The organism is Mycoplasma sp. 888, from assembly GCF_035609225.1.
GTDB lineage: Bacteria > Bacillota_I > Bacilli_A > Mycoplasmatales > Metamycoplasmataceae > Mycoplasmopsis.
In genome coordinates this window covers 175,798-200,207 of record NZ_CP141192.1, presented here as the reverse complement: position 1 = coordinate 200,207, position 24,410 = coordinate 175,798, and the positions used below count along the sequence as shown (strand labels likewise).

The 24,410-nt window shown below is 29.7% G+C and carries 15 protein-coding genes and 2 rRNA genes; 6 read left to right on the top strand and 11 right to left on the bottom strand.

Annotated elements, in window-relative coordinates:
* Window positions 1–146 precede the first annotated feature (146 nt).
* The 5 genes from U5U50_RS01060 to U5U50_RS01040 form a co-directional block, all read right to left on the bottom strand.
* On the bottom strand, window positions 147–1,781 hold the full coding sequence (locus tag U5U50_RS01060; RefSeq protein ID WP_324673097.1) for a hypothetical protein: 1,635 nt from the start codon (window positions 1,779–1,781) through the stop codon (window positions 147–149).
* A gap of 121 nt (window positions 1,782–1,902) precedes the next feature.
* Window positions 1,903–4,786: ribosomal RNA gene (locus U5U50_RS01055) — 23S ribosomal RNA — on the bottom strand.
* Between the two features lie 264 nt (window positions 4,787–5,050).
* Window positions 5,051–6,562: ribosomal RNA gene (locus U5U50_RS01050) — 16S ribosomal RNA — on the bottom strand.
* Together the 16S and 23S rRNA genes form the textbook arrangement of a ribosomal RNA operon.
* Window positions 6,563–6,752: 190 nt before the next feature.
* On the bottom strand, window positions 6,753–7,400 hold the full coding sequence (locus U5U50_RS01045; RefSeq protein ID WP_324673095.1) for a DUF402 domain-containing protein: 648 nt from the start codon (window positions 7,398–7,400) through the stop codon (window positions 6,753–6,755).
* 33 nt (window positions 7,401–7,433) lie between these two features.
* The gene (locus U5U50_RS01040) at window positions 7,434–9,614 is read right to left on the bottom strand and encodes an MYPU_1760 family metalloprotease (RefSeq protein WP_324673093.1); all 2,181 of its coding nucleotides are present in this window, start codon (window positions 9,612–9,614) and stop codon (window positions 7,434–7,436) included.
* A 154-nt stretch (window positions 9,615–9,768) separates the two neighbouring features.
* On the opposite strand from U5U50_RS01040, the gene U5U50_RS01035 reads away from it, so the two are divergent.
* Entirely contained in the window at window positions 9,769–9,984 is a 216-nt protein-coding gene (locus U5U50_RS01035; protein WP_257089500.1) for an MAG6790 family protein, read from the top strand.
* A 116-nt stretch (window positions 9,985–10,100) separates the two neighbouring features.
* Window positions 10,101–12,008 carry a M13 family metallopeptidase gene (locus U5U50_RS01030; RefSeq protein WP_324673091.1) on the top strand — a complete coding sequence of 636 codons (1,908 nt, stop codon included), beginning with the start codon at window positions 10,101–10,103 and terminating at the stop codon, window positions 12,006–12,008.
* A gap of 176 nt (window positions 12,009–12,184) precedes the next feature.
* Here U5U50_RS01030 and U5U50_RS01025 read toward each other — a convergent pair whose 3' ends face one another.
* A complete protein-coding gene (locus tag U5U50_RS01025; protein WP_324673088.1) occupies window positions 12,185–12,436 on the bottom strand; it encodes a hypothetical protein in 252 nt (83 codons plus the stop codon).
* A 612-nt stretch (window positions 12,437–13,048) separates the two neighbouring features.
* Between U5U50_RS01025 and U5U50_RS01020 the strand changes: the two genes are divergently transcribed.
* Window positions 13,049–14,365, top strand: a complete 1,317-nt coding sequence (locus tag U5U50_RS01020; RefSeq protein ID WP_324673086.1) for a DUF31 family putative serine protease — start codon at window positions 13,049–13,051, stop codon at window positions 14,363–14,365.
* 25 nt (window positions 14,366–14,390) lie between these two features.
* Here U5U50_RS01020 and lepA read toward each other — a convergent pair whose 3' ends face one another.
* Window positions 14,391–16,193: a translation elongation factor 4 gene (lepA, locus tag U5U50_RS01015; RefSeq protein ID WP_324673084.1), complete on the bottom strand. Its 1,803-nt coding sequence runs from the start codon at window positions 16,191–16,193 to the stop codon at window positions 14,391–14,393.
* Window positions 16,194–16,578: 385 nt separating this feature from the next.
* Between lepA and U5U50_RS01010 the strand changes: the two genes are divergently transcribed.
* The 3 genes from U5U50_RS01010 to U5U50_RS01000 all read left to right on the top strand — a co-directional run bounded on the left by U5U50_RS01010 (window position 16,579) and on the right by U5U50_RS01000 (window position 18,616).
* Window positions 16,579–17,217 carry a variable surface lipoprotein gene (locus tag U5U50_RS01010; RefSeq protein WP_324673082.1) on the top strand — a complete coding sequence of 213 codons (639 nt, stop codon included), beginning with the start codon at window positions 16,579–16,581 and terminating at the stop codon, window positions 17,215–17,217.
* A gap of 174 nt (window positions 17,218–17,391) precedes the next feature.
* Window positions 17,392–18,354: an IS3 family transposase gene (locus tag U5U50_RS01005; RefSeq protein ID WP_324673080.1), complete on the top strand. Its 963-nt coding sequence runs from the start codon at window positions 17,392–17,394 to the stop codon at window positions 18,352–18,354.
* 40 nt (window positions 18,355–18,394) lie between these two features.
* Window positions 18,395–18,616, top strand: a complete 222-nt coding sequence (locus U5U50_RS01000) for an IS3 family transposase (RefSeq protein ID WP_324673077.1) — start codon at window positions 18,395–18,397, stop codon at window positions 18,614–18,616.
* Between the two features lie 78 nt (window positions 18,617–18,694).
* Here U5U50_RS01000 and U5U50_RS00995 read toward each other — a convergent pair whose 3' ends face one another.
* The 4 genes from U5U50_RS00995 to rnr all read right to left on the bottom strand — a co-directional run bounded on the left by U5U50_RS00995 (window position 18,695) and on the right by rnr (window position 24,406).
* Window positions 18,695–19,354 carry a deoxynucleoside kinase gene (locus tag U5U50_RS00995; RefSeq protein ID WP_324673076.1) on the bottom strand — a complete coding sequence of 220 codons (660 nt, stop codon included), beginning with the start codon at window positions 19,352–19,354 and terminating at the stop codon, window positions 18,695–18,697.
* 80 nt (window positions 19,355–19,434) lie between these two features.
* Window positions 19,435–19,719, bottom strand: a complete 285-nt coding sequence (locus tag U5U50_RS00990; RefSeq protein ID WP_323177608.1) for a putative quinol monooxygenase — start codon at window positions 19,717–19,719, stop codon at window positions 19,435–19,437.
* A gap of 24 nt (window positions 19,720–19,743) precedes the next feature.
* Window positions 19,744–22,077, bottom strand: coding sequence for a methionine--tRNA ligase (gene metG, locus U5U50_RS00985; RefSeq protein WP_324673073.1), 2,334 nt, complete (start codon window positions 22,075–22,077; stop codon window positions 19,744–19,746).
* An 85-nt stretch (window positions 22,078–22,162) separates the two neighbouring features.
* Window positions 22,163–24,406, bottom strand: a complete 2,244-nt coding sequence (rnr, locus tag U5U50_RS00980) for a ribonuclease R (protein WP_324673071.1) — start codon at window positions 24,404–24,406, stop codon at window positions 22,163–22,165.
* Window positions 24,407–24,410: the final 4 nt, after the last annotated feature.

The following is a 24,410-nucleotide window of genomic DNA, read 5'->3' as shown; positions in this document are numbered from 1 at the left end:
TAGTATCATCACTTTCTTTTTTGATTAATGATAATTTCAAGATTTTTGCAAACTGATCATATTTGTTTAAAAAGTTAAGGAATACATCATCTTCTTTCGAATTCTGAAGGTTATATTTAATTTCACTACTGAATTTGTTAGTTTCATTAAATATATATTAATTGTAAAATTTCCGATGTACTAAATTCATCACAAATACAATATGGATTTGATCGAATAAATAAGTTTATTATATATTTTAATGTTTTAATTATTGAGATAGCTATTAAATTAGTAAATAAAAATCCATTCATATCTTCAAATGATTTCAGAAACTTTTGATAACTACTTATCAATATATTCATCATTTGACTATTTTCATAGTTATCTACATCATTTTTTAATATATCAATTAAATCTTTCTTTTTAGGTATTTTGAAATTTGTAAAAGCAAAATGTAATCCTAAATTTTTATTATTTCTACGAATTTTCTCTCATAATTTTGGAGCTTCGTAACCATCTTTTACATTGATGATGTTCTTAATTTTTGAATATTTAATTTCTTTTTTATAATATTCATCTGGTTCAATATTATTTAAACTACTTACATCAAAATTGTCATCCCTATTTTCTACGAAATTTATCAATTTGTTGAAATAAATCAAATCCTGTTTATCTATATCGATTTTATCTTTAGAACTTTCTATGTATAAATAATTTAGGCTATTTAATGGTTTCTTAGAAATAATATTCACTTTATTACTATCTTTTCTACTAAAAACTCTAGATCAAACTGTATTTATTCTCTTTTTGTAATGGTCATTTAATTTTTCAGTAAATATATTTTTAGAATACATAATATATTTAGCGACTGACTTATTAAGTTTCTTACTTTTACTTGATAAGTTCTCAATATCTAGAGGTCAATCATAAGGAATAACTGAAATACTTTTATCATCTCTTTTATATAACTGAATAGTATCTAAAATTAGTTTATCCTTATCTGCATAAGGAAGATGTTTGAATAAGAAAACATTAATAGGTATACCTACTCAATTTGTATGTGTTATTATAGTGTAATGTTCATCTGATGTTTTTATCATTTGATTTAAATTATTGAAAATAAATTTCTTATTTTTAAAATTCTTTTCTGTAATATTTGTAATATGTAAGTAAATATATTTATTGAATTTGTGAATTCTGTCTTTTTTTGTGAAGTTATGAACAAATCTATTTAAATTTTGCAAAATAATTTCTTTATTTTGATTTACTTTCTCAAATAAAATGTCATTAATGAACTCATCATTAGTATTTGTAGGATTGTATTTTGAAATTTTTTCATTCAGTAAATCAATATTTGATATTTTATTCGAAATGATATCTGTTATGACTTTGTAAAATCGTTTATGATCTATATCTTTTGTTTTGAATAGTAATCTCATTTCTTTAAACAAGACATCAAATAATTCGAAACCTATAAATCTATATGATAACTTATCATTATCTTTATTTATTAATCCTAATCTTTGCTTCACAAAATATAAAATAAATTTTACATCTTGAAAATAAATGAATTTCTTCAATTCTTTATTTACTCTTTCAATTTTATTATCAAATTCAGGTGATAATTCTTCATTCGTTAACTTCAGTACAAGGGTATTTGATGCATTAATCACATTACCTATTTGTCTTCTGCATAAATAAAGTTTGCTTAATTCTTTATCTTTCTTTAACTGAAGATGTCATTGTTGGCGTCTTTTTATATTTCTTTTAGAAATATTTGTTCTTTTTATTTTTGTCATATATTAAAATTATAATATTTTTTAATAAAATAAAAAAACACCATTAAAGGTGCTAAATATTCTTTGAAAACTGAATAGTTATTTTAATAATTCATTAAAATGTCTGAATACATCTTAATATACTTTTAAACCTATCAATTTATTAGTAATGGTCAGCTGAATGTATTACTACACTTACACTTCCATCCTATCAACCTCGTAGTCTACAAGGAATTTCAAGGGAATACTTATCTCTGAGGAGGCTTCCCACTTAGATGCTTTCAGCGGTTATCCCTTCCGTACTTAGCTACCCAGCTGTGCTTCTGGCGAAACAACTGGAACACCAGCGGTACGTCCACTCCGGTCCTCTCGTACTAAGAGCAGCTCTCATCAATATTCCAACGCCCACATCAGATAGGGACCGAACTGTCTCACGACGTTCTGAACCCAGCTCGCGTACCGCTTTAATTGGCGAACAGCCAAACCCTTGGAACCGACTCCAGCTCCAGGATGCGATGAGCCGACATCGAGGTGCCAAACCTTGCCGTCGATGTGATCTCTGGGCAAGATAAGCCTGTTATCCCCAGGGTAACTTTTATCCGTTGAGCGACTGCCGTTCCATGACGTACAGCCGGATCACTAAGTCCTGCTTTCGCACCTGCTCGACTTGTAGGTCTCGCAGTCAAGCACACTTCTACCTTTGCGCTCTTCATACGGTTTCTGACCGTATTGAGTGTACCTTTGAACGCCTCCGTTACCTTTTAGGAGGCGACCGCCCCAGTCAAACTACCCACCACGCACTGTCTCCCCACCGGATAACGGTGGCAGGTTAGAAACTCAACATACCAAGGGTGGTATTTCAAGGTTGACTACTCTAAGACTGGCGTCTTAGCATCACTGTCTCCCACCTATCCTACACATGTTAGGCCAAGTTTCAATACGAAGTTGTAGTAAAGCTCCATGGGGTCTTTTCGTCTTGATGCGGGTACCCAGCGTTTTCACTGGGACCATAATTTCACCGAGTCCAATGTTGAGACAGTTGAGAGATCATTGCGCCTTTCGTGCAGGTCAGTATTTAGCCGACAAGGAATTTCGCTACCTTAGGACCGTTATAGTTACGGCCGCCGTTCACCCGGGCTTCATTTCAATGCTTCGCGTAAAGCTAACAAATCCACTTAACCTTCGGGCACTGGGCAGGCTTCACCCCCTATACATCATCTTACGATTTAGCAGAGAGCTGTGTTTTTGATAAACAGTTGCCCCTCACAATTTACTGTGGCCAACTAAAAGTTGGCACCCCTTTCGCGAACTTACGGGGTTAATTTGCAGAGTTCCTTAACATTGGTTTTCTCGCTCGCCTTAGAATACTCATCTTGGGAACGTGTGTCCGTTCTCGGTACAGGTACCATTGACCTTAAAGTTTAGAAGCTTTTCTAGGAAGTATGAAATCACACAATTCGATGAAACCACCTATGCATCATAGCTCCCAGTTACAGAGTTCGCATTTAACTAAACTCCCCAGTTGCTACTTACCCCCAAATCCAATAATGGGTAGTGTTATCCTCCTTCGTCACTCCATCACAAATCAAGGTAGTACAGGAATATTAACCTGTTGTCCATCGGATACGCTTTTCAGCCTCTCCTTAGGTCCTGACTAACCCTGGGTGGACGAACCTTCCCCAGGAAACCTTTCCCAATAGGCGTTGAGGATTCTCACCTCAAATCGTTACTCATACCGGCATTCTCACTTCTTAACGCTTCACCAGTCCTCACGGTCTGACTTCACTGCGATAAGAACGCTCCTCTAACGTACTAAATGTACCCGTGGCTTCGGTATTGTGTTTTACTCCCGTTACATTATTGGCGCAAGATCTCTTGACTAGTGAGCTATTACGCACTCTTTAAAGGATGGCTGCTTCTAAGCCAACCTCCTAGTTGTTTATGAAATCTCACAACCTTTCTGACTTAACACAATTTTGGGACCTTAGCCGACGATCTGGGTTGTTGCCCTCGCGAGCCGGGACGTTAGCACCCCGGTTCCGACTGCATGATAATACACAATGATATTCGGAGTTTGATTATAGTCAGTACCGCTAGACGCGGCCATTCCATATTCAGTGCTCTACCATCAAAGTTTAACATCACACGCTAGCCCTAAAGCTATTTCGAGGAGAACCAGCTATCTCCAAGTTCGATTGGAATTTCTCCACTATTCACAAGTCATCCGGGCACTTTTCAGCGTACTACGGTTCGGCCCTCCACTTGGGGTTAACCAAGCTTCAGCCTGCTCATGAATAGATCACATGGTTTCGGGTATATATCAACATACTAAACGCCCTATTAAGACTTGATTTCTCTACGGCTCCGTTTTTATCTACTTAACCTCGCATGTTAACATAACTCGCCGGTCCATACTGCAAGATGTACGCCATCAGCCATTAACGGCCTCTGACTAATTGTAAGTAAGTGGTTTCAGATTCTATTTCACTCCCCTCCCGGGGTTCTTTTCACCTTTCCCTCACGGTACTAGTTCACTATCGGTGTCTGATTAGTATTTAGCCTTACCGGATGGTCCCGGCAGATTCAGACAGGGTTTCACGTGCCCGACCTACTCAGGATACTACTAAAAGACTTTGTTATTTCGCATACAGGAGTATCACCTTCTGTGCTTAGACTTTCCAATCTATTCTGCTATAACAAAATTTTGTAACTTTGTGTAAGTAGTCCTACAACCCCAATTAAAAATTGGTTTGGGCTCTTTCACGTTCGCTCGCCGCTACTGATGAAATCATTTTTTATTTTCTCTTCCTGTTGCTACTAAGATGTTTCAGTTCACAACGTGTCTCGCAAAAGGGACTATATATTCATCCCTCAGCAACTAGAACATTACTCTAGTTAGGTTTCCCCATTCGGAAATCCCCGTTTCGTAGCTTATATCCAGCTCCACGAGGCTTATCGCAGGTAATCACGTCCTTCATCGACTTCCAGACCCAAGGCATCCACCACAAACTCTTACTTATTTAAAAGTTGTAACAATATAACCTATTATTGTTGATGTATTCAAAGACATTTTAATAAATTATTATTTCTAATAATTCATAACTCGGTATCCAAAACAAATTGACTTTAATTTATTTTTGATGTCGTTGTTATATTAATATCTTTATAACTATTCAGTTTTCAAAGAACATTAGAGAGAAATTCTCTCAAAACTAGATATATCATGACAAAAATTATCGTAATAAAAAGATTTAGAATAGCAATATAAAATTGCTGATTGTACTCCGTAGAAAGGAGGTGATCCATCCCCACGTTCTCGTAGGGATACCTTGTTACGACTTCACCCCAGTCACCAGTCCTGCCTTAGGCGGTCGTCTCCGTAGTTGACATAACCGACTTCGGGCATTACCAGCTCCCATGGTGTGACGGGCGGTGTGTACAAGACCCGAGAACGTATTCACCGTAGCGTAGCTGATCTACGATTACTAGCGATTCCGACTTCATGTAGTCGAGTTGCAAACTACAATCCGAACTGAGAATGGTTTTTTGAGATTTGCTCCACGTCACCGTATTGCTTCTCTTTGTACCATCCATTGTAGCACGTGTGTTGCCCCACTCGTAAGAGGCATGATGATTTGACGTCGTCCCCACCTTCCTCCCAGTTACCCGGGCAGTTTCCTCGAATCATCTAACTAAGGACAAGGGTTGCGCTCGTTGCAGGACTTAACCGAACATCTCACGACACGAGCTGACGACAACCATGCACCATCTGTCATTCCGTTAACCTCCACTATATCTCTATAGCTTTGCGGAAGATGTCAAGAGTGGGTAAGGTTCTACGCGTATCTTCAAATTAAACCACATGCTCCACCGCTTGTGCGGATCCCCGTCAATTCCTTTAAGTTTCACTCTTGCGAGCATACTACTCAGGTGGATGATTTAATGCGTTAGCTGCGCCAATAGCTTCATCACTATTAGCTAATCATCATCGTTTACGGCGTGGACTACCAGGGTATCTAATCCTGTTTGCTCCCCACGCTTTCGTCTCTCAGTGTCAATATGCACCCAGTTAACTGCCTTCGCCATGTTGGTGTTCTTCCTTATATCTACGCATTTCACCGCTTCACAAGGAATTCCGTTAACCTCTATGCAATTCTAGCATGCCAGTATCCAACGCGATTTGGGGTTGAGCCCCAAGTTTTGACGTCAGACTTAACATACAACCTACAGACGCTTTACACCCAATAATTCCGGATAACGCTTGCAACCTATGTATTACCGCGGCTGCTGGCACATAGTTAGCCGTTGCTTTCTGATTTAGTACTGTCAAGATAATAGCATTTCCTCTACTATTTTTCATCCTAAATAACAGCAGTTTACAACCCAAAGGCCTTCATCCTGCACGCTGTGTCGCTCCATCAGAACTTTCGTCCATTGTGGAAAATTCCCTACTGCTGCCTCCCGTAGGAGTCTGGGCCGTATCTCAGTCCCAGTGTGACGGTTCAGTCTCTCAACCCCGTTAAACATCATAGCCTTGGTAGGCCATTACCCTACCAACTAGCTAATGTTACGCACCCCAATCCTTTAGTGGAGCTTTAAGGCTCCTTTTATATATAGAACATGCGTTCCATATAAGTATCCGGTATTAGCGATAATTTCTCATCGTTATCCCAATCTAAAGGGCATGTTAAGTACGTGTTACTCACCCATTCGCCGCTAAGTTCAAAGAACTTCGCTCGACATGCATGTATTAGGCACACAGCCAGCGTTCATCCTGAGCCAGGATCAAACTTCTCGAAAAAAATTGACTTGTCATGTCTTGTATATATCTAGTTTTCAAAGAACTTCTTCGCTATCAAAAGCATGAATATTATAACACTATTTTTTTTATTCAAAGTTTTTTTAAAAATTTTTTTCGAATTTTTTATTTGAACTTTTGATTTAAAAAATACTATCCACATCATAGTTTAATGGACAGTATTAAAGTTTTTATTATTTGTATATTTTTGAAATATCGGCAAACATCGAAGTTTCTTCATTGTATTTTCTTCTATTATTAGTGTCTAATAATTTATTATATGTTTTCTCTGTTATCAATTTATCATCATATAAAACTTTTAAATAGTATGCAATAACTTCGTCTGAAAAGAAATATTCATAATCATTATATAAAGAAATGATGTCTTTAATTTCATCATAAATATTCTTTCTTAATGATTCGGGGTATTTCATCTCTTTTGAATGTTCAGCAAATTCTTCTCTATCAACAATTTGCAATTCTTTATCTGGATAACATTTTATATCTAAATCATAATCAATAAATTTAAGCGTGTCATCTTCAAAAATTGGACGTGATGCAAGGTTTATATAATAATAAGAACCACTTTCTTTTAAAAGAACAATTGCATTGTACATTGAATCTTTCGGAATAAATCAAATTGCATTTTCTTTATATCTTCACCCATTTACATCTCTTTCATATTCAGCCACTTTAGTGTTTTTTAAAAATAAAACAATATGTCTCTTATTATGAAAAATTACTTTTACAGAATTTCATTGTCTATAAAGATGACCATTATGTTTATAAGCTTGAACATTAATCATTTGTCCAACTTTTAATTTAGAAAAATTTCATAGCATAAATTCCTTTCTGTTTACTTGTGAATATCTTAACTATGTAAATAATTTATGAAAATCTAATTTAACTTTGTTATCTATAGTTTTTATTATATTGTAAACATTTTCATTTTTTGTTGATCTTGCTGTTGTTACTCATCTATTTTCAGGAAGCGTTATTTCTTTTTCTATTAAAATTTCATTTTCTTCAGCAACATTATTGTTATTTAAATCTTTTCATAAATAAATAACTGAATTATTACTTGGTTTTATAATGAAATCTTCTGAAATATATGGAATAAATAAAGTGTTTGTATATTCATTTAATGAATTTGGATAAATTCTATTATTTAATTGTTCTTCTCTTTGCCGAGCTTGTTCTGATGTTAATGAATTTGATAATAATGCGCCTTTATCAAAAGATTTGTGGCCAAAAAAATTGAATGTATCTAAGTATTTGATTTTTGATGTTGCAGTAACTTGATTATTATCCGGATTAACGAAGACAAACCCTGTGTACTCATTTGAATCTAAGTAACCACTTAATTTGATTTTATGTTGATTTGCTTCATTATTTTTAATTTGCGAATGCTCTAAATCAATTCATTTTCATCCACTATTATCATAATATAGTTGTGAAATAGTTTTTCCATAACCCATTGCATCTAAAAATAATTTGTAAAAATCAACTGATTTATCTTGTTTTATTTTCTGAAGATTTAAATATTCAGTTTTAGTTCTATATCCTACTTGAGGTTGATATTCAGATAAAGCAAAAGGTGTTGTTGGTAGAAGAATTGAAGATTGATTTTTATAAGTTCTTGTTCTGTTTGAATTTTCTTGAATTGTCAAATCACCTTGTATGTATCATCCTTGTCTATATTGCGAATCAAAATTATTTAAGAAAACCTTACTCATATCATCTGCTAAAGATGTTGGTGAAATTGTGTAAGTTGTGGATGAAGATGTCTTATCAATATGAGCATAGCTAAAATAACTCATTGTAAAGATATCTTGACCTTTATTTCTTGAATCTTCTATAGCAGGACCAATTGGATTTGGTAAATTTATATTGAAGTAAGGTTCAAAACCGTATTTTAAATATTCTCTAGGAACTAATTCAGTCAATGAATAATAGTAGCGAATATTATTTGATGAAAGTCCAAACTTTGTATCAGGCGAATAATACAATTTTGAATGTTCATTTAATTTTTTATTAAGTTTAATGACATCAGGATTAGTTGGTGCTCCATTTGAAAGATCTCAAATATCTTTTGGACTGAAAACATTATGAATAAAACTATTCTTTTTATTATTATCTGCTCTTAATATTTCTCAAGCTTCATCAGAAATTTTTGATTTTAAAGTTACGTCATAGTTTAATAAATATTGAAATGAATTAACAAATGATTTATTTCAATATTGAATATAATGATGATTGTGTGGATCTTTAGTTGTTATTCCAGGGGAATAATAAATAACTGATGGATTAACTAAATCAGAATCATCATTTTCAAAGTTATAATATTTTGCAAGTACATCTTTTTTAAATGCAATTTCTGCATATGAGTTTGCTCAATGGTGCATATATTCGTGGAATGTTGTTTGCATCATATAAGCAATAATTTCATAAAGACTCATTCCTGATTCACAAAAAAAGAAACCATTAATAAAGATATTTTTAATATTTGGAATATATAATCCGTTTGCAGTATTATCTATTACACTAAAATTATTTATATTTATAGCTTCAAGATCAAAAACTTCAGTGCTGAATGGAATTTTTCTTTTAAATTCATGAGCATATAAAACTAAACCTTCAGGACCTAGTAAATATCTACGTTCGCTTTTATCTTCACTAACATAATATGCATAGTCTCTAAAAGTCACATTTGTGTACGGATCTATGTATTCAAAATAGTAGGTTCCATTAGTTTCTTCATATTCATGCACATTATTTTTTTCAGTTTCAAATCTATTTAATAATTGACCAACTTCATAATTACTTTTTGATGAAGTTTTCATAAATTCTTTATCGTTAATTGAGACTACATTAGAAGGTGCAATTGTAGGATGTGTGTAATTTGTAAATCTTAATTTAACTTTATTAACTTGTTTTTTATCACGATTTTCTGATGATTTAAAAATATCTAGAAAACTACATGAATTAGTCACAAGTGTTCCTAGACCTAAAATTGAACCAGTTAAAAATAATAAAGATTTACGTAATTTAGTCATATTTAAATCATACACTTTTTATCTTCAAATAAGATAAGAAGTGCTGTAATTATTTTTTTTCATAAATGTGAAAAATTTACTAGAAAATATTAAATTTTTGATAACTTAATCTCAAAAAGTTATAGAATAAAAGTGTAAGAAATCGGAGGTGCTTATGTACAAATACAAAGCAAAATTAGTAGCTAGTGGTGAAGTTATTGCACAAGCTAACACAATTGACGAACTAGAAGGTCAAATTAAAGGATTTCGCCGTGGTCAAAAACACGGATTACACACCAAGGGAAATGAAAAAATTGAAATATTCCATATAGAAAGAAACAATTTGGAAGGTAAATCACATTCTAAAGAAGTTTCAGTTAAAGTTGTTTAATTTATTAAATAGAATTTATATATTAGTTTTATAGATATGTACCACCAATTTTTGGTGGTTTTTATTTAAAAAACTCTAATTGCTATATAATAAAAAGAAAATTATAAGGAGTTAAAATGTCAAAACCTAGATTAGAAGATAATTTTTATGAATACGTTAATTATGAATGATTAAATACAGCTACAATTCCATCAGATAGATCATCAATGTCAGCATTCGGTGAATTAGATATCAAATTAGAAAAATTACTTAAAGACTTAACAGTTCAGTGAGCTAATGGTCAAAAAGAATTATCTAATGATCCTATGATGAAGCAGTATGTTGAATTTTACAAAATGATTATTGATAAAGATAAGAGAAAAGAAATCGGAATAAAACCGGCTAAAGATTTTCTTAAAAATATTGAAGAATTAGAATCATTTGAACAACTTGCTTCAAATTTTGATTACTTTAATAATAGATATGTATCTTTACCTTTATCTTTTGGTGTTGCAGAAGATTTTAAAAATAATAAATTACAAGTTTTATGACTTGATGAATTTAGCTTAATTTTACCTTCAAAAGAAACATATGAAAATGAACAAGAAGCAAATAGATTAATGACTGTATGAATTAATATGGTTTTTGATTTATTACAAAAATACGGATTTAACGAAAGAAAATCAAATGATTTAATTAATAAAGCTATTGCTTTTGATTTAAAAATTAAAGATTATGTTCTTTCAGATGTTCAAAAGGCTGATTATGTTTCATTATACAACCCTAAAGAAATCTTATGATATACCGATAAAAGTTCAATTTTTAATATTCCAAACATTGCAGAGCAATTAGTAGGTCAAAAAGTTGAAATGATACCTTGTTCAAACGTTAAATTTATTGAAAACTTAAACAATATTTTTAATAGTGAAACGTTCGAAGAATATAAAGCATTATTCTTTATTAAAAACTTAATTTTTGCAGCTTCATATTTAGATGAAGAAACAAGAATTAAAGCAACAGAATTTAAAAATGCAATTTACTCAATCCAAAAACCAAGAGATTTAGAAATGTTTGCTTATGATTTAGCTACTAAATATTTCAAAGAACCGTTAGGTATGTACTATGCAAAACATTTCTTTGGAGAGAAAGCTAAAAAAGATGTAGAACATATGGTTGCTAATATGATTGAAGTCTATAAAAAAAACTTAGAAGAAAACACATGATTATCAAAAGAAACAATTAAAAAAGCAATTACTAAATTGAACAAATTAGGTGTTATGGTTGGATATCCAGAAATCATCAAGCCATTTTACAAAGATTTTATTGTTAAGACCTATAAACAAGGTTCAAACATTTTAGAAAATGTTTTATTTTTTGAATCAATTAAGACTCAATATAACTTATCACAATACAATCAATTAAAGAATGATAAGTATTGAGCAATGTCTCCTGCAGAAATTAATGCTTACTTTAATCCATTTGCAAATCACATTGTTTTCCCTGCAGCAATTTTACAAGCTCCTTATTATGATATTAATCAATCTTCATCTGCAAATTATGGAGGAATTGGAGCAGTTATTGCTCACGAAATATCACACGCATTTGACAACAACGGTTCACAATTTGATGAAAACGGAAGCTTAAACAACTGATGAACTGATGAAGATAGAGTAAAATTTGACGAAAAAATTGCAGCTGTTATTAAGTTATATGATGGTAAAGAAACTAAATATGGAAAAGTTAATGGAAAACTAACAGTTTCTGAAAATATTGCTGATATCGGTGGAGTTTCATGTGCCTTTGAAGCTGCTAAACTTGAAAATGATTTTAATCCAAAAAACTTCTTCGAAAACTGAGCTAGAGTTTGAAGAATGATTATCACAGAAGGAAGCGCAAAAAGAAGATTGGAATCTGACGTTCACTCACCTTCAGAAATACGTGGAAATGTTGTTTTATTAAACAATCCAGATTTCACAAAAACTTATAACTTAAATGAAAATGATCAAATGTTTTTACCTGAAGAAGAACAAATCAAAATTTGATAGATAACTAAATTGAAAAATATAAACCTCAATATAACGAACACATTTTTTAGTGATAGTTATATTGAGGTTTTTCATAATTATTTTAATAATTTCAGTTTGATTTTACTCTCCTGAAATTGTTTCTGTTAATAAACCATTTACTAATATACATTTTATTAATTCGCACTTTTCTTTTGTTAAGAGATTGCTTTCTGTTTTGGCAAGTGCCCTAACATATAAAATATTACTTCCTTCCAGTTAATGAGTAACTCATTTTGCACACTCAACATTTGTATTAGTTCCAGCACTAAAGTAAAATCATCTCTTTGTTTAACAATTGGAAAATTCATAATGTATCTTAAGTTTCTATACATTGACTTGTTCAAGGCTTCAAAATCAAAGATGTCAACTAATTCACTCTTAATATCATATAATGACTTGTTTTTCATAAAATTACTGTATTTTGTAATCAAAATTTTTCGAGTCTCATGATAAAGCAACTCTTAACTTATTTTTATTTTTTGCAAATTCTAAGATATCTGATTTTACAACCGATGAAAACACATTATATTCTTTTGAGAAAAAATTTCTCATAAACACCCGAGTGATCATTCTTTTCTGATGTTTTATAGAATTTTATTGTATAACCAGTAAGATCTCCAGGGATTTTAACAGTTTCTACTCCTTTTTTATTATTATTGTTAGGGATCTTTACTCATTTTCTATTTTCTATTGTGTCTTTAAGTGTTTTATATTTAATTGACACAAAATCTGAAATTGTATATTCATTATTAGCATGATATGGTTCATATTCTCCTCCATTAAATGTCTCAAGACTCTTAAAATTATCTATAGAAAATGAATAACTTTATCAACTATTTTAATTTTTTTAACTATTCTTGCAACTAATTACTTAATAGTTCAAATTTGAGAAAAATTACTAAATTAATGAGGTGATTATGAAAAAATTTTAGTCTGTTTAATAATTTTTATGAAGTTAATGTTTTGTTGCAGTTTTTTTACTCCTTCATGCAAGACTGATAACCCTCAATTAAAAAAAAATGAATAAGAAAAGCCATAATACAAATTCTTATAAAACAACAAATAGTTTATTGAATCAAAAATATTTAAGTAATTTTTCTCCGTTATTAATTAATAATAAAATTTTGCTTGGTTCAGGAAAAATGAATTGAGAAAATATCAAACTTGACAAAAATAATCAAATTAACCTTAATGTTCAGCATGAAGATATGATGGATAATGTATTTAAAGTTTCATTTCATAACTATAACCCTCATAACAGAATGAACTCACAATCTAAATATATGATTCATTCAGGTACTATCAGTTTATTTGATTATCATCTTGATGATAATGGTGAAATTGAAAAATTGTATTTCGTAACAAATGCTCATGTTCTAAATAACTTTGTAAAGAACAATACTGATGGGTCAATATTTTCAAATATTATCAGTGATAATCAATTATTAAATGATGAAAGTAACCCTATAACTTCTCAAGTTCAAATTTCAAAGTTGCACTTTGATACGAATAAAAACCAAGAAATTAAGCAAATTTTCAACTTTAATCCTAGTGATTTTAAAATTGTATATTTGGCATTAGATTTTTTAGAGTCAAGTCCTAAAAATTACATCCATGATATGGGCAATGTTGAAGAAATGATTGATTTTGGTATATTGGAATTAGATTTGAAAAATATTCGTAATAAAAGTAATTCAATTTTTGAATACTCTAAAAATGAAAATTTAATCAGTTGTAAAAATATGACGTTTAATGAATGATTAGGTAAATTTATTAATATTAAAAAAATTAACACAATATCATCAAATAATATTTTGGAAAATCATGAATTTTTCTCAATAGGTTACCACAATAAGGAAAATGAGTTTACTTTTAATAATTCAAATAATTTAAATCACTCAGAGCAATTTCGTTTTTTAGAAAACTATCCCGGTTTTGTTGATATTTTGCTTAACTTTAGGTACATAAGTAATTTAAATAATTTTAAGTATGTAAATAAATCTGTTTTCAAAACAAATAAATTTGTTAATTATGGTTTAAGATTCGTAATAAATAATTATCAACCATATTACGGTTCATCAGGATCTCCGGTTGTTAATCAAAATAACCAATTACTTGGTTTAATGTTCGCTACATATGATGTTGATTTTAAAAATAAAGCGTCAATATCTTGTCTATTAAGATCGCCTAAATTAGATTATTCACATAACTTTGGATCATACAACATAGAACCATATGATTTAGTTTATGGAGGATATCAAAATCAAAAATCATCATATAAAGATGCGATTAGAAATTTATATGGAGACAATTATAAAACTTGGTTAATAAAATAACCAGGTATTAATCTGGCTAAATAAATTATTTATCAATATTTGTTTTTAAAACCGATAAGAAAGCTTCTTGTGGCACTTCGATAGAACCTAGTTTTTTCATACGTTTCTTACCTTCTTTTTGTTTTTTAAGTAATTTTTGTCTTCTTGTTACATCCCCACCATAAAGTTTTGCAGTAACATCTTTTCTATAAGCTTTAATTGTTTCTCTTGCAATAATTTTTCCACCAATAGTAGCTTGCACAGGTACTTCGAAGTTTTGCCTAGGTATTGCATCCTTGAGTTTTATACACAACTCTCTAGCTGCTTCATATGCTTTTTCTCTATGAGTGATTATTGAGAATGCATCAACTTTATCACCATTTAATAAGATGTCAACTTTAACTAAATCTGAAGGTCTATATCCAATTCACTCATATTCAAATGAGGCATAACCTTTTGTAGTTGATTTTAATCTATCAAAAAAATCAAAAACAGTTTCAGCTAATGGTAATTCATAAATTATTCTAGTTCTTCTAGAGTCAACTGTCTCTAAAGTTTTATAAATACCTCTTTTATTTTGACAAAGTTCCATAACATTGCCAATATATTCGTTTGGTACAAAAATACTTGCTTCAACATATGGTTCTTCTATTTGTTCTATAAAAGTTCTATCAGGGAATAAAGTAGGGTTAGAAATGTATTCAATTTCTCCTTTTGTAGTAGTTACCTTGTACTCAACACTTGGGCTTGTTGCAATAATTCCAACTTTATATTCTCTATCAAGTCTTTCTTGAAGAATTTCCATATGCAACATTCCTAAGAAACCAACTCTAAATCCAAACCCTAATGCTTTTGATGTTTCTTGTTCTCATGTGATTGATGAGTCTGATAATGAAATTTTTTCTAAACTTTCCTTAAGATCCATGTAATCTTTTGTGTCAATTGGGTAAAAACCAGTAAATACAACAGGTTTCATTTTTTTGTAACCTGGAAGAGCTTGTTTTGTTGGATCAGAAATTAAAGTGATTGTATCCCCAACGTTAACTTCTTTTGCATCTCTAATTGCTGCTGAAACTCATCCAACTTCTCCTGCAACTAATTTGTCTTTTTTGGTTTCATTTGGATTTTTAATACCTAAGTCAATAACATGATACTCATTTTCTGCATCCTGTCTTGACATAAATTTAAACTTATCTCCTGTTTTAAGCTTGCCTTCGAATACTCTAATAAACATAACAACTCCACGATAGGGATCAAAGTAACTATCAAAAATCAATGCTTTTAAAGGTTTATTATCATCTGCATTTTTAGGTGCTGGGATATATTCAACAATCGCATCAAGCAATTGATGAACACCTTGACCTGTTTTTGCAGACACCAAAATAGCATTATCAGTTGGTATACCAATAACTTCTTCTATTTCTTTTTTGACACCTTCAACATCAGCACTTGGTAGATCGATTTTATTTATAACAGGTAAGATTTCTAAATTATTTTCAATCGCTAAATAAACATTAGCTAAAGTTTGAGCCTCAATACCTTGTGTTGCATCCACAAGCAATAAAGCTCCCTCAGAAGCTGCAAGGGATCTAGAAACTTCATAATTAAAATCAACGTGTCCAGGTGTATCAATTAAATGAAAAATATAGTCTTTATACTTGATTTGAACTGCATTTAGTTTAATTGTAATACCACGTTCCTTTTCAAGATCCATTGAATCTAAAAATTGAGCAGTTAACTCTCTTGTGTCTACTGTATTCGTGTATTCTAAAATACGGTCAGCTAAAGTACTCTTACCGTGATCTATGTGAGCTATTATTGAGAAATTACGAATTTTACTTTTTTTCATAGTTCTTTAAATTATAGATGAAAAATTTTTTCATTTTTTGAATTTTTATCTTATAATAATACTAGTGCTTTATCCTTGAACTTGATTCGGATAAAGAATGTGATGTCCATAAAACATCCTTCTTGTGTTAAATTATTAAACACCTGTCACTAAATAATTTTATGTAAAACACATAATCATTATTATGCCTTACATAAATTCGCCACAGCTTCTAGTTGTGGTTTTTATTTCAGAATTCACCGAATAAAGAGTGTAACTAGAGAAAAAATACTTAATTTTTCACAAAATGTGAAAAAAATAAGAAAAAATTACATATTTATTACATAATATTTGAAAAATGTGCTTAAATTTAAGTAGATAAATTAATTTTCAGGAGATGATTATTATGAAAAAATTAAAAACTTTACTTATGAGTATTGCTGGATTATCAGCTATTGTGGCACCAGCCGTGGCAGTGTCATGTAAAGACACTAAAAACCCAGAGCAACCTGGTGACACAAACACAGGTTCACCTGTGCAAGCTGACCCAGAAATTGCTGAATTAGATAGAATCGGTGAAAGATTAGCGGCTAAAGGATCTGAATTATTCACATTCTTACCAGAAAAAAGACAAGCTGTTATTGACAAATTAACAAAAGGTGAAGTAAGAAAAAGACAATTATTCTTCTCTAACTATAATGCTCAATTAGCAACAGGTGCCGGTAGAGATTACAATGTTACAGAACCTTCAGCAGAAATTAAGGCTGTTAACAGTGAAAAAGAAATTCGATTTATCAAAAATGGTTACATGATTGCTAATGATGTAAAACCTGAATACGAAAACAAACAAGGTATTCAAGGGGCAAGTGGATGACTTAACACAGTTTACAATGATTCGCAAGGAACAGTTACAATTAAATTCAAAGTTGCTAAATATGTTGATGATGCAACACCAGTTAAGAGTTCATCAAAAGCATTTGAAGTTACATTAAAACTCCCAGCTGCTCCAGCCGCTACTGCAGATTCAGCAGATAAACCAGCTTAATAATTTTTACATAGATTTTATACAACACTAAATCAATTAGATTAGTGTTGTATTTTATGCTTTTGCAAAAAGAAAAACACACATTTTTTATTCTTATAGACTAGGACAAGAAAAGTAGACAGAAAATAAAAAACTGTCTGCTTTTTGTTTACAATAAGAGAAAGGATTTTACAAATGGCTAAACAATTGAAACATTATGAATGATTAGATCTATTCAAATGAATAGAAAATTGAGAATACACAAATCAATATGAATACAAATTTGCATCTTATATTTCAGAAAAATATAATAAGGATTACTTTAAAGAAAATGTTAGACGTAGAATTTGAAATAAATTTAAGGAATATCAAAAAGATGAAACTGTAATATTTTCAAAAACAGGAACGGCTCCTAAAAAAGGGAAGGGTTCTGGAAGGCCTAAAAAGAAACCTATTGAAACAGATGATTCAATGATTGAAGAAATGACTGATGAGCAAAAGAATGAATTCATAAAAATTATGATTGAAATTTTCAGAGATAATAAAATGGAAATTGATTGAAGCAAAATCAAGAAATCATCTTCTGTTACAAATAAACAATTTATATATTTTTTAGGAATACCAAAATCTACTTTTTATAAGAAAATTTCGCAATTAGACAAAGAAGTCTCTCAAAATTCTGAAAATGAAGAATTACATTCAATTGTCAAAAAGGCCTTTTATGAAAATAAAGGTCGTTTTGGTCGTTGAAGATTGAGTGTTTATATACTAAAAGTATATAAAATGGACATAAATTACAGGACATTAGGAAGAATAATGAAGAAATTAAATCTAATTTGTGTAGTTAGGCCAAAACGTAAAGTCAGAGAAATCAAGAATACAAATGTTAAGATTAAAGATCTTGTAAATAGAGATTACAATGGAATTACAAATAATATTATTGCGACAGATGTTTCATATATAAAAGCACCAAACGATATAGATGAAAACCACGTTTATCTTTCAGTTGCAATACATCATAAAACAAAGAAAATTTTAAATTGAAACTTATCAAGAAGAAATGACACAGATTTAGTTATTTCACACATCAAGGATATCAAGTTTAAAAAAACCTTGAATCCTTCATTCCGATCACGGATTTCAATATTCATCATCTAAATATCTCGATGTAGTTGTCAAAAACAATGGTAATGTATCTATGGGTAGGGTCGGAAATTCATTAGATAATAGGGAAGTTGAATATTTCTTTTCAAACATCAAATCTGAGTGTTTAAACTTTGTAAATTACAAAACAATTTGCTTTGATAAACTCAAAAACATTATCAAAGATTACATTGAATGATATAACAATGAAAGATTTCAATTTGTGTTAAATTGAAAAACACCTCAACAATGTTGAGATGTTTTGAGTTTTTTATAAATTGTCTATAAGACTTGTCCTAGTTTATTAATAGAACTAAAAATAAGTGTTTTATTAATTGTGATAAAAAGGGTAAATTTATTGACTAAGTAATTTTTCTTCAGCACTGATAATTGATAATGCTTCTTGCAATATTTGTTTTTCATCTTTATCATTTGTGTCTATGACATAGTACTTAAGGTTGTATTTTGAAGTTATCTCTTTAAAGATTTTTAAATAGTTAGAATGTAAATTTTTAAAATATTCGTAATTAGAATCAAAATTCTGCACTTCTGATTCTCTATTTCTTGCAAACAATCTTTTCTTAAATGTTTCAAAATCTACATCCAAGAAAATTGCAAAATGTGGCATTTCATCTTCAGTTACTAACTTTTCAAACATAGCATCATAAGCCTGTAAATATTTTTCACTTTTTGCCGATAATATCAACTTAGCAAAAATATAATGTTCTAATGCAAATCTATCAACAAAAATGTGATCTTTTTTAATATTTGAATTTGATTGATTGTATTCATATAATAATTTTGCAAATTTATCTGAATGATTTTCAGCTATATAAGATTGAAAACTAATTGTTAAATTTGGTTTGTTTTCATACAATCAATTTAAGAAAGTGTTGAAAACATCATCGGATTCTTCAAATTCTCTTAATATTTTTGAAGTAGGAAACTCTTTTTGTAAGTTTTTAACTAAAGAACTTTTTCCTGCAGCAATCATTCCACTTATGCCTATAACCATAAATACCTCACTTTAATAAATTTGGATAAAAAATCAACTCAATTAATTTAATGAGTTGAATTTACTTAAAATTATTATTACTATTTAACTAAATCTACATCATATAATGTATTAACTGATTTACACATTTTGTTAAGAGTTTTAAACTCTTGTTTAAACTCTTCTAACTGCATAAACTTTTCATAATCTAATCTTGTAGATCATCTTTCTAAAACAATTACTACTCCCTCAGGATCGACAGAATATTCGAATGATAAGTTTTCTTCTTTCATTCTTGTTTTTTTAGTTAATATAAATAAATAATCAATAAATCCTTTTAACTTTTCTGGATTTATTACATATCTTGATGCTTTGGCAAAAATCAAAATCGCCTCCTTAATAAGATCAAGTTATTTTTTTAAACGAGCAAAGAGCATATACTCATTCCCTTGATTAATATTATCAAATTTTTGATAATCTTCTATTAAATCAATAGAAAAACTATCAAAACCTAATGCAGTTGCTACTTCTTTTGTTTTCTCTTTTAATACAACTGATAAATAAGTTGATACTGCATAAATACCATTTAGAAGTCTTACTAAAATTTGCTCTAATCTTGGTAAATCTTCTTTTAATTTTCACGGTTCTGTTAAATCAACATATTTATTTAAGTCGCTTGATAAATTAATAGCAACTTTTAATGCTTTGTCAATTTCTAAATTGTTAAAATATTTTTTGTACTCGAAGATAGAATTTCTGATTTTCAAGTCTATGTTCAAGTTATTTTGATCTTTTGATGACTTATATTTTAAAGGACCTAAAAAACTATTTGATTTCATTTTTAAAGTTCTTGAAACTAAGTTTCCATAATTATTAATTAATTCAGAGTTAATCACATCAATAAATCTATCTTCATCTCAAACACCATCTTCTCCTAATGTGATTTGTGATGTTAAATAGTATTTAATCATTTCTTTATCGTATTTAGCTAATAAATCATATGGATCAACTACATTATTTTTTGATTTTGACATTTTTCCTGTTGGTGTAACTAATCAACCGTGCGCTTGAATTCTTGTAGGTTGTTTTAAGTTAAGCGCTTTAAGGAAAATAGGTCAATAAATCATATGGAATCTTGCGATTTCTTTACCAATTAAGTGAATAACTTCTGAGTCTTTGCTTGCTCAAAATTTCATAAACTCATCTGGTTGTTGTTTGTTTTTTACATCATACCCTAAAGCAGTTATATAGTTGCACAATGCATCTAATCAAACATAAAGTGTATGTGTTTGATCTTCATCAATTTTGATACCTCAGTCAATGTTAGTTCTTGTAACTGATAAATCTTCTAGTCCTTTAAGTAAGAAATTATTTTTAATCTCATTGATGATTTTGTTAGGTGCTAAAAATCCTATATTACCATCAATATACTCAACTAATCATTTTGCAAACTCATTCATTTTGAAAAAATATGAATCTTCTGAAACTAAAATTAGCTTGTGACCACTTGTCGGATGATAATATCCATCTTCTTTTTTAACTGCTTGTGTTTCTGTTAAAAACTCTTCATCTGAAACTGAGTATAAACCATTGTATTGCCCTTTATAAATAAAACCTTTTTCTAAAAAATAAGAGAAAATGTGTTTTACTGAATCTTTATGGAATTGTGATGATGTCCTTGAAAAGAAATCGTATTCTATTCCAAAATCAAGTCACATTTGTTTATATTTAGCAACTAAATTGTCAACAAATTCTTGTGGATTTACGTTTTGCTCAGCAGCTTTTTGTTGAATTTTTAAACCGTGTTCATCGCTGCCTGTAAGCATTTTAACTTCATAACCAAGTAGTTTTTTATAATTAGCTAAAACTCAAGCAACTGTAGTTGTGTATAAGTGTCCGATGTGTAAATTTCCACTTGCATAATAAATAGGTGTTGTTATATAACTTGTTTTTTTATTCATCTTCTCCTCCACTTTTATAGGTCTATAAAGTTTTTTAATTTCAGGTAAATAATCGTGATTATTTTTGTCGCTATTATCATGAAGATATAAGTTAGGTAAGAAATGAACACCTCAACCTGTCTGATATCTTGCTTCAAGTAAAATAAATTTAGGTTTATCGTCTATTCTAGGATAAATAAGTTGAACTCTTTTCGGCTCAAATTTATATTTTCTTAATAATTCAAAAGCATCAACCATTCTTTCAACAGGTAATACTAGTGATAAAAAACCTTTTTGCTCTATTATTTTAGAAGAACCTAAAATTAATTGTTCTAAATTTAAATGAATTTCGTGCGTTGCAATTAGTTTTTCTTGCGAAATGTTATTTTTAACTTTTGTTTTATCATAAGGATAAAAAGGTGGATTACAGAAAATAATTTGATATTTCTTTTGTGCATTCTTTGTGTGTTGTTTGTAAAAATCATTAAAGTCTTGGTTAATAATATGAATTTGATTTTCCATATTATTAATCTTCACATTTTCTTTTGCTAACTCTGCTGCTTTTTTTTGAATTTCAATTGCATCAATTTTTAATTTATCATATCTAGAAGCAACAAAAATTGATAAAGCACCATTATTAGCACCTATTTCAAGTGCTCTAGTACTTTTTTTATTTAAATAAATAAAATTACCAAGCATAATGGTGTCAACTGAATAATTAAACATATCTTTATCTTGTTTGATTACTAATCCAGCATCGAAACCTAATGAATTTTCCTCTAAATTTCTATTTTTATTTTTCATTTTTATCCTTTAATAAATATTTTTAATTATATTAAATAAGTTGTATAAAAGATAACTTTTCATTATAAAAGCGCATAGCTTTTTATTAGCTTTGCGCTATTGTTTTATTTTTTGAAATTTTTTCTTGGTTTTGAAAATCTTGCTTATTTTTAGAAGCTCTTTCAGCTTCTTCTTTTTGCTTTTTAGCTAATCAAGCTTCGTATAAATCAGCTAATACACAAGTAACTTTACCTTCAACTAAATCAACTTCTGTAACAATTACATCTACAAAATCACCAATTGTAAATTTTCTATCTTTAGAAATCAATTTAGTTAAGTTTTCATTAGCTTCATATTCTCCATCAATCAATGTTGACTTATGAACTAGTCCACTAGCTTTAAAGTCAAATTCAACAAAGAAACCAAAGTTAAGCACACTTAAAATTTGAACTCTAAATGATGAACCGATTTTATTTTTTAAGAATTCAGCAAACTTAAGATCATTAACATTTCTTTCAATTTGAACTGCCTTTTGTTCTGATTTAGTATTTAAATCAGCAAATACAGGTAAGTTTAATCTAAACTCTTCAAGTTTTTTAGTTTGTTTATTAATAATAAAATCTCTAATTATTCTATGAATTATTAAATCTGGGTATCTTCTAATCGGACTTGTAAAATGACAATAATATTCACTTGCTAATCCAAAGTGTCCAATGTTTACATCTGAATAAATTGCTTTTTGCATTGAACGCAAGAACATTAATTTAATAAAATCATCATCTCTTTCAGTTTTAACTTTATTAACAAAATCTGCAAATATTTTAGGAGTAATTGAGTTTGCTTTAAGTTTTGATGCGTCTATTGAAACTGCTGCTAAAGAGTTTTGTAGTAATTGAATTTTATCTTCATCCGGTGCTTCGTGAACACGATATAAAACAGGTAACTTAGCATTAAAAAGATATTTAGCAACTGTTTCATTTGCTCTAACCATAAAGTCTTCAATTAAAACTTCGCTAAATCCACGTTTATTAATCACGATTTGTTCAACTCTACCATATTGATCAAGTTTAATTTTAGGTTCATCAATATCAAAATCAACATATCCTTCTTTGATCTTGCAATCGTGAATAATTAAACTTAATTCTTTAGCTACATTAAGCATTTGTTTTAATTTAGTTACATTTTCTTGGTTTGGATGATCTTCATTAATTTCACCTGTATTGTAGTATTTATCAACTTGTTTATATGTTAATCTAAATTTGCTTTCAATAATACCTTGTGAAATATCTGCTCTAACTGTATTTCCATTTTTATCAATTTCCATTTCGCAAGCTAAAACAAATCTTTTTACATTTGGATTAAGTGAACAAATTCCATTTGATAATTCAACAGGCAACATCGGAATAACTCTGTCAACTAAATAAATACTTGTCCCTCTATTTAAGGCTTCTTGGTTAATGAATGAACCTTCTTTAACATAATGAGAAACATCAGCTATATAAACTCCAAGGAAATAATTTCCATTATCTAACTTTTTAACTGTAATTGCATCATCGAAATCTTTTGTATCATCACCGTCGATTGTTACAATCATTTCGTTTGTAAAATCACGTCTATTTGTTTGGTCTTCATTATCAATTGTTTCAGGAATTAATTTAATTTCATCTTCAGTATTTTCAGGGAAAGCTGATGGAACTTTAATTTGTTCTAAGTATGATTTAACAAAAACCATCGGGTCAGCTTCGTTTGTAATAACTCTTTCAACACTTATTGTTATGAATTTGTCTTCGTAAGCTAAAACTTTAGTTAAAACTAAGTCATTTAATTTGTTTGGAACACTTGAAGGAATTAATTTAAATTTGACGCTTTTAAATCTAGCATCAATAGGCGCAAATGATTTAACACCATTTTTTTCTTTTATAAATCCAACAAAACTTTCACTGTTTCTTTGAATAATCTGTGTAACTACACCATCTTTTAATTCTTCATCACCTTTTTGAAGTTTGTAAACATTAAGCTTAACTTCATCACCATTAATAGCTCCATTAAAATTAAAAGTTTTTACATAAACACTTTTTTTAGTTCCTTCTTCTTCGTTGATGTCATAATCAACAAATCCAAAGTTACCTTTTGTAGCAACTTTTAAAATTCCTGTAATTGTTTCTTCTAGTTCAGGTGAATAATATTCATCATTATTATTTCTAAAAACTAAATATTCAGATTGCAAATCTGAAATAGCTTTAGTTAAGTCTTTATTATTTCTCAATGAAACTTTAAAATGTTTTGCAATGTCTAAAAATGACCTTGACTTATATTTTCTAATGTAATTTAATATTTCTTGTTTTTGCATACTT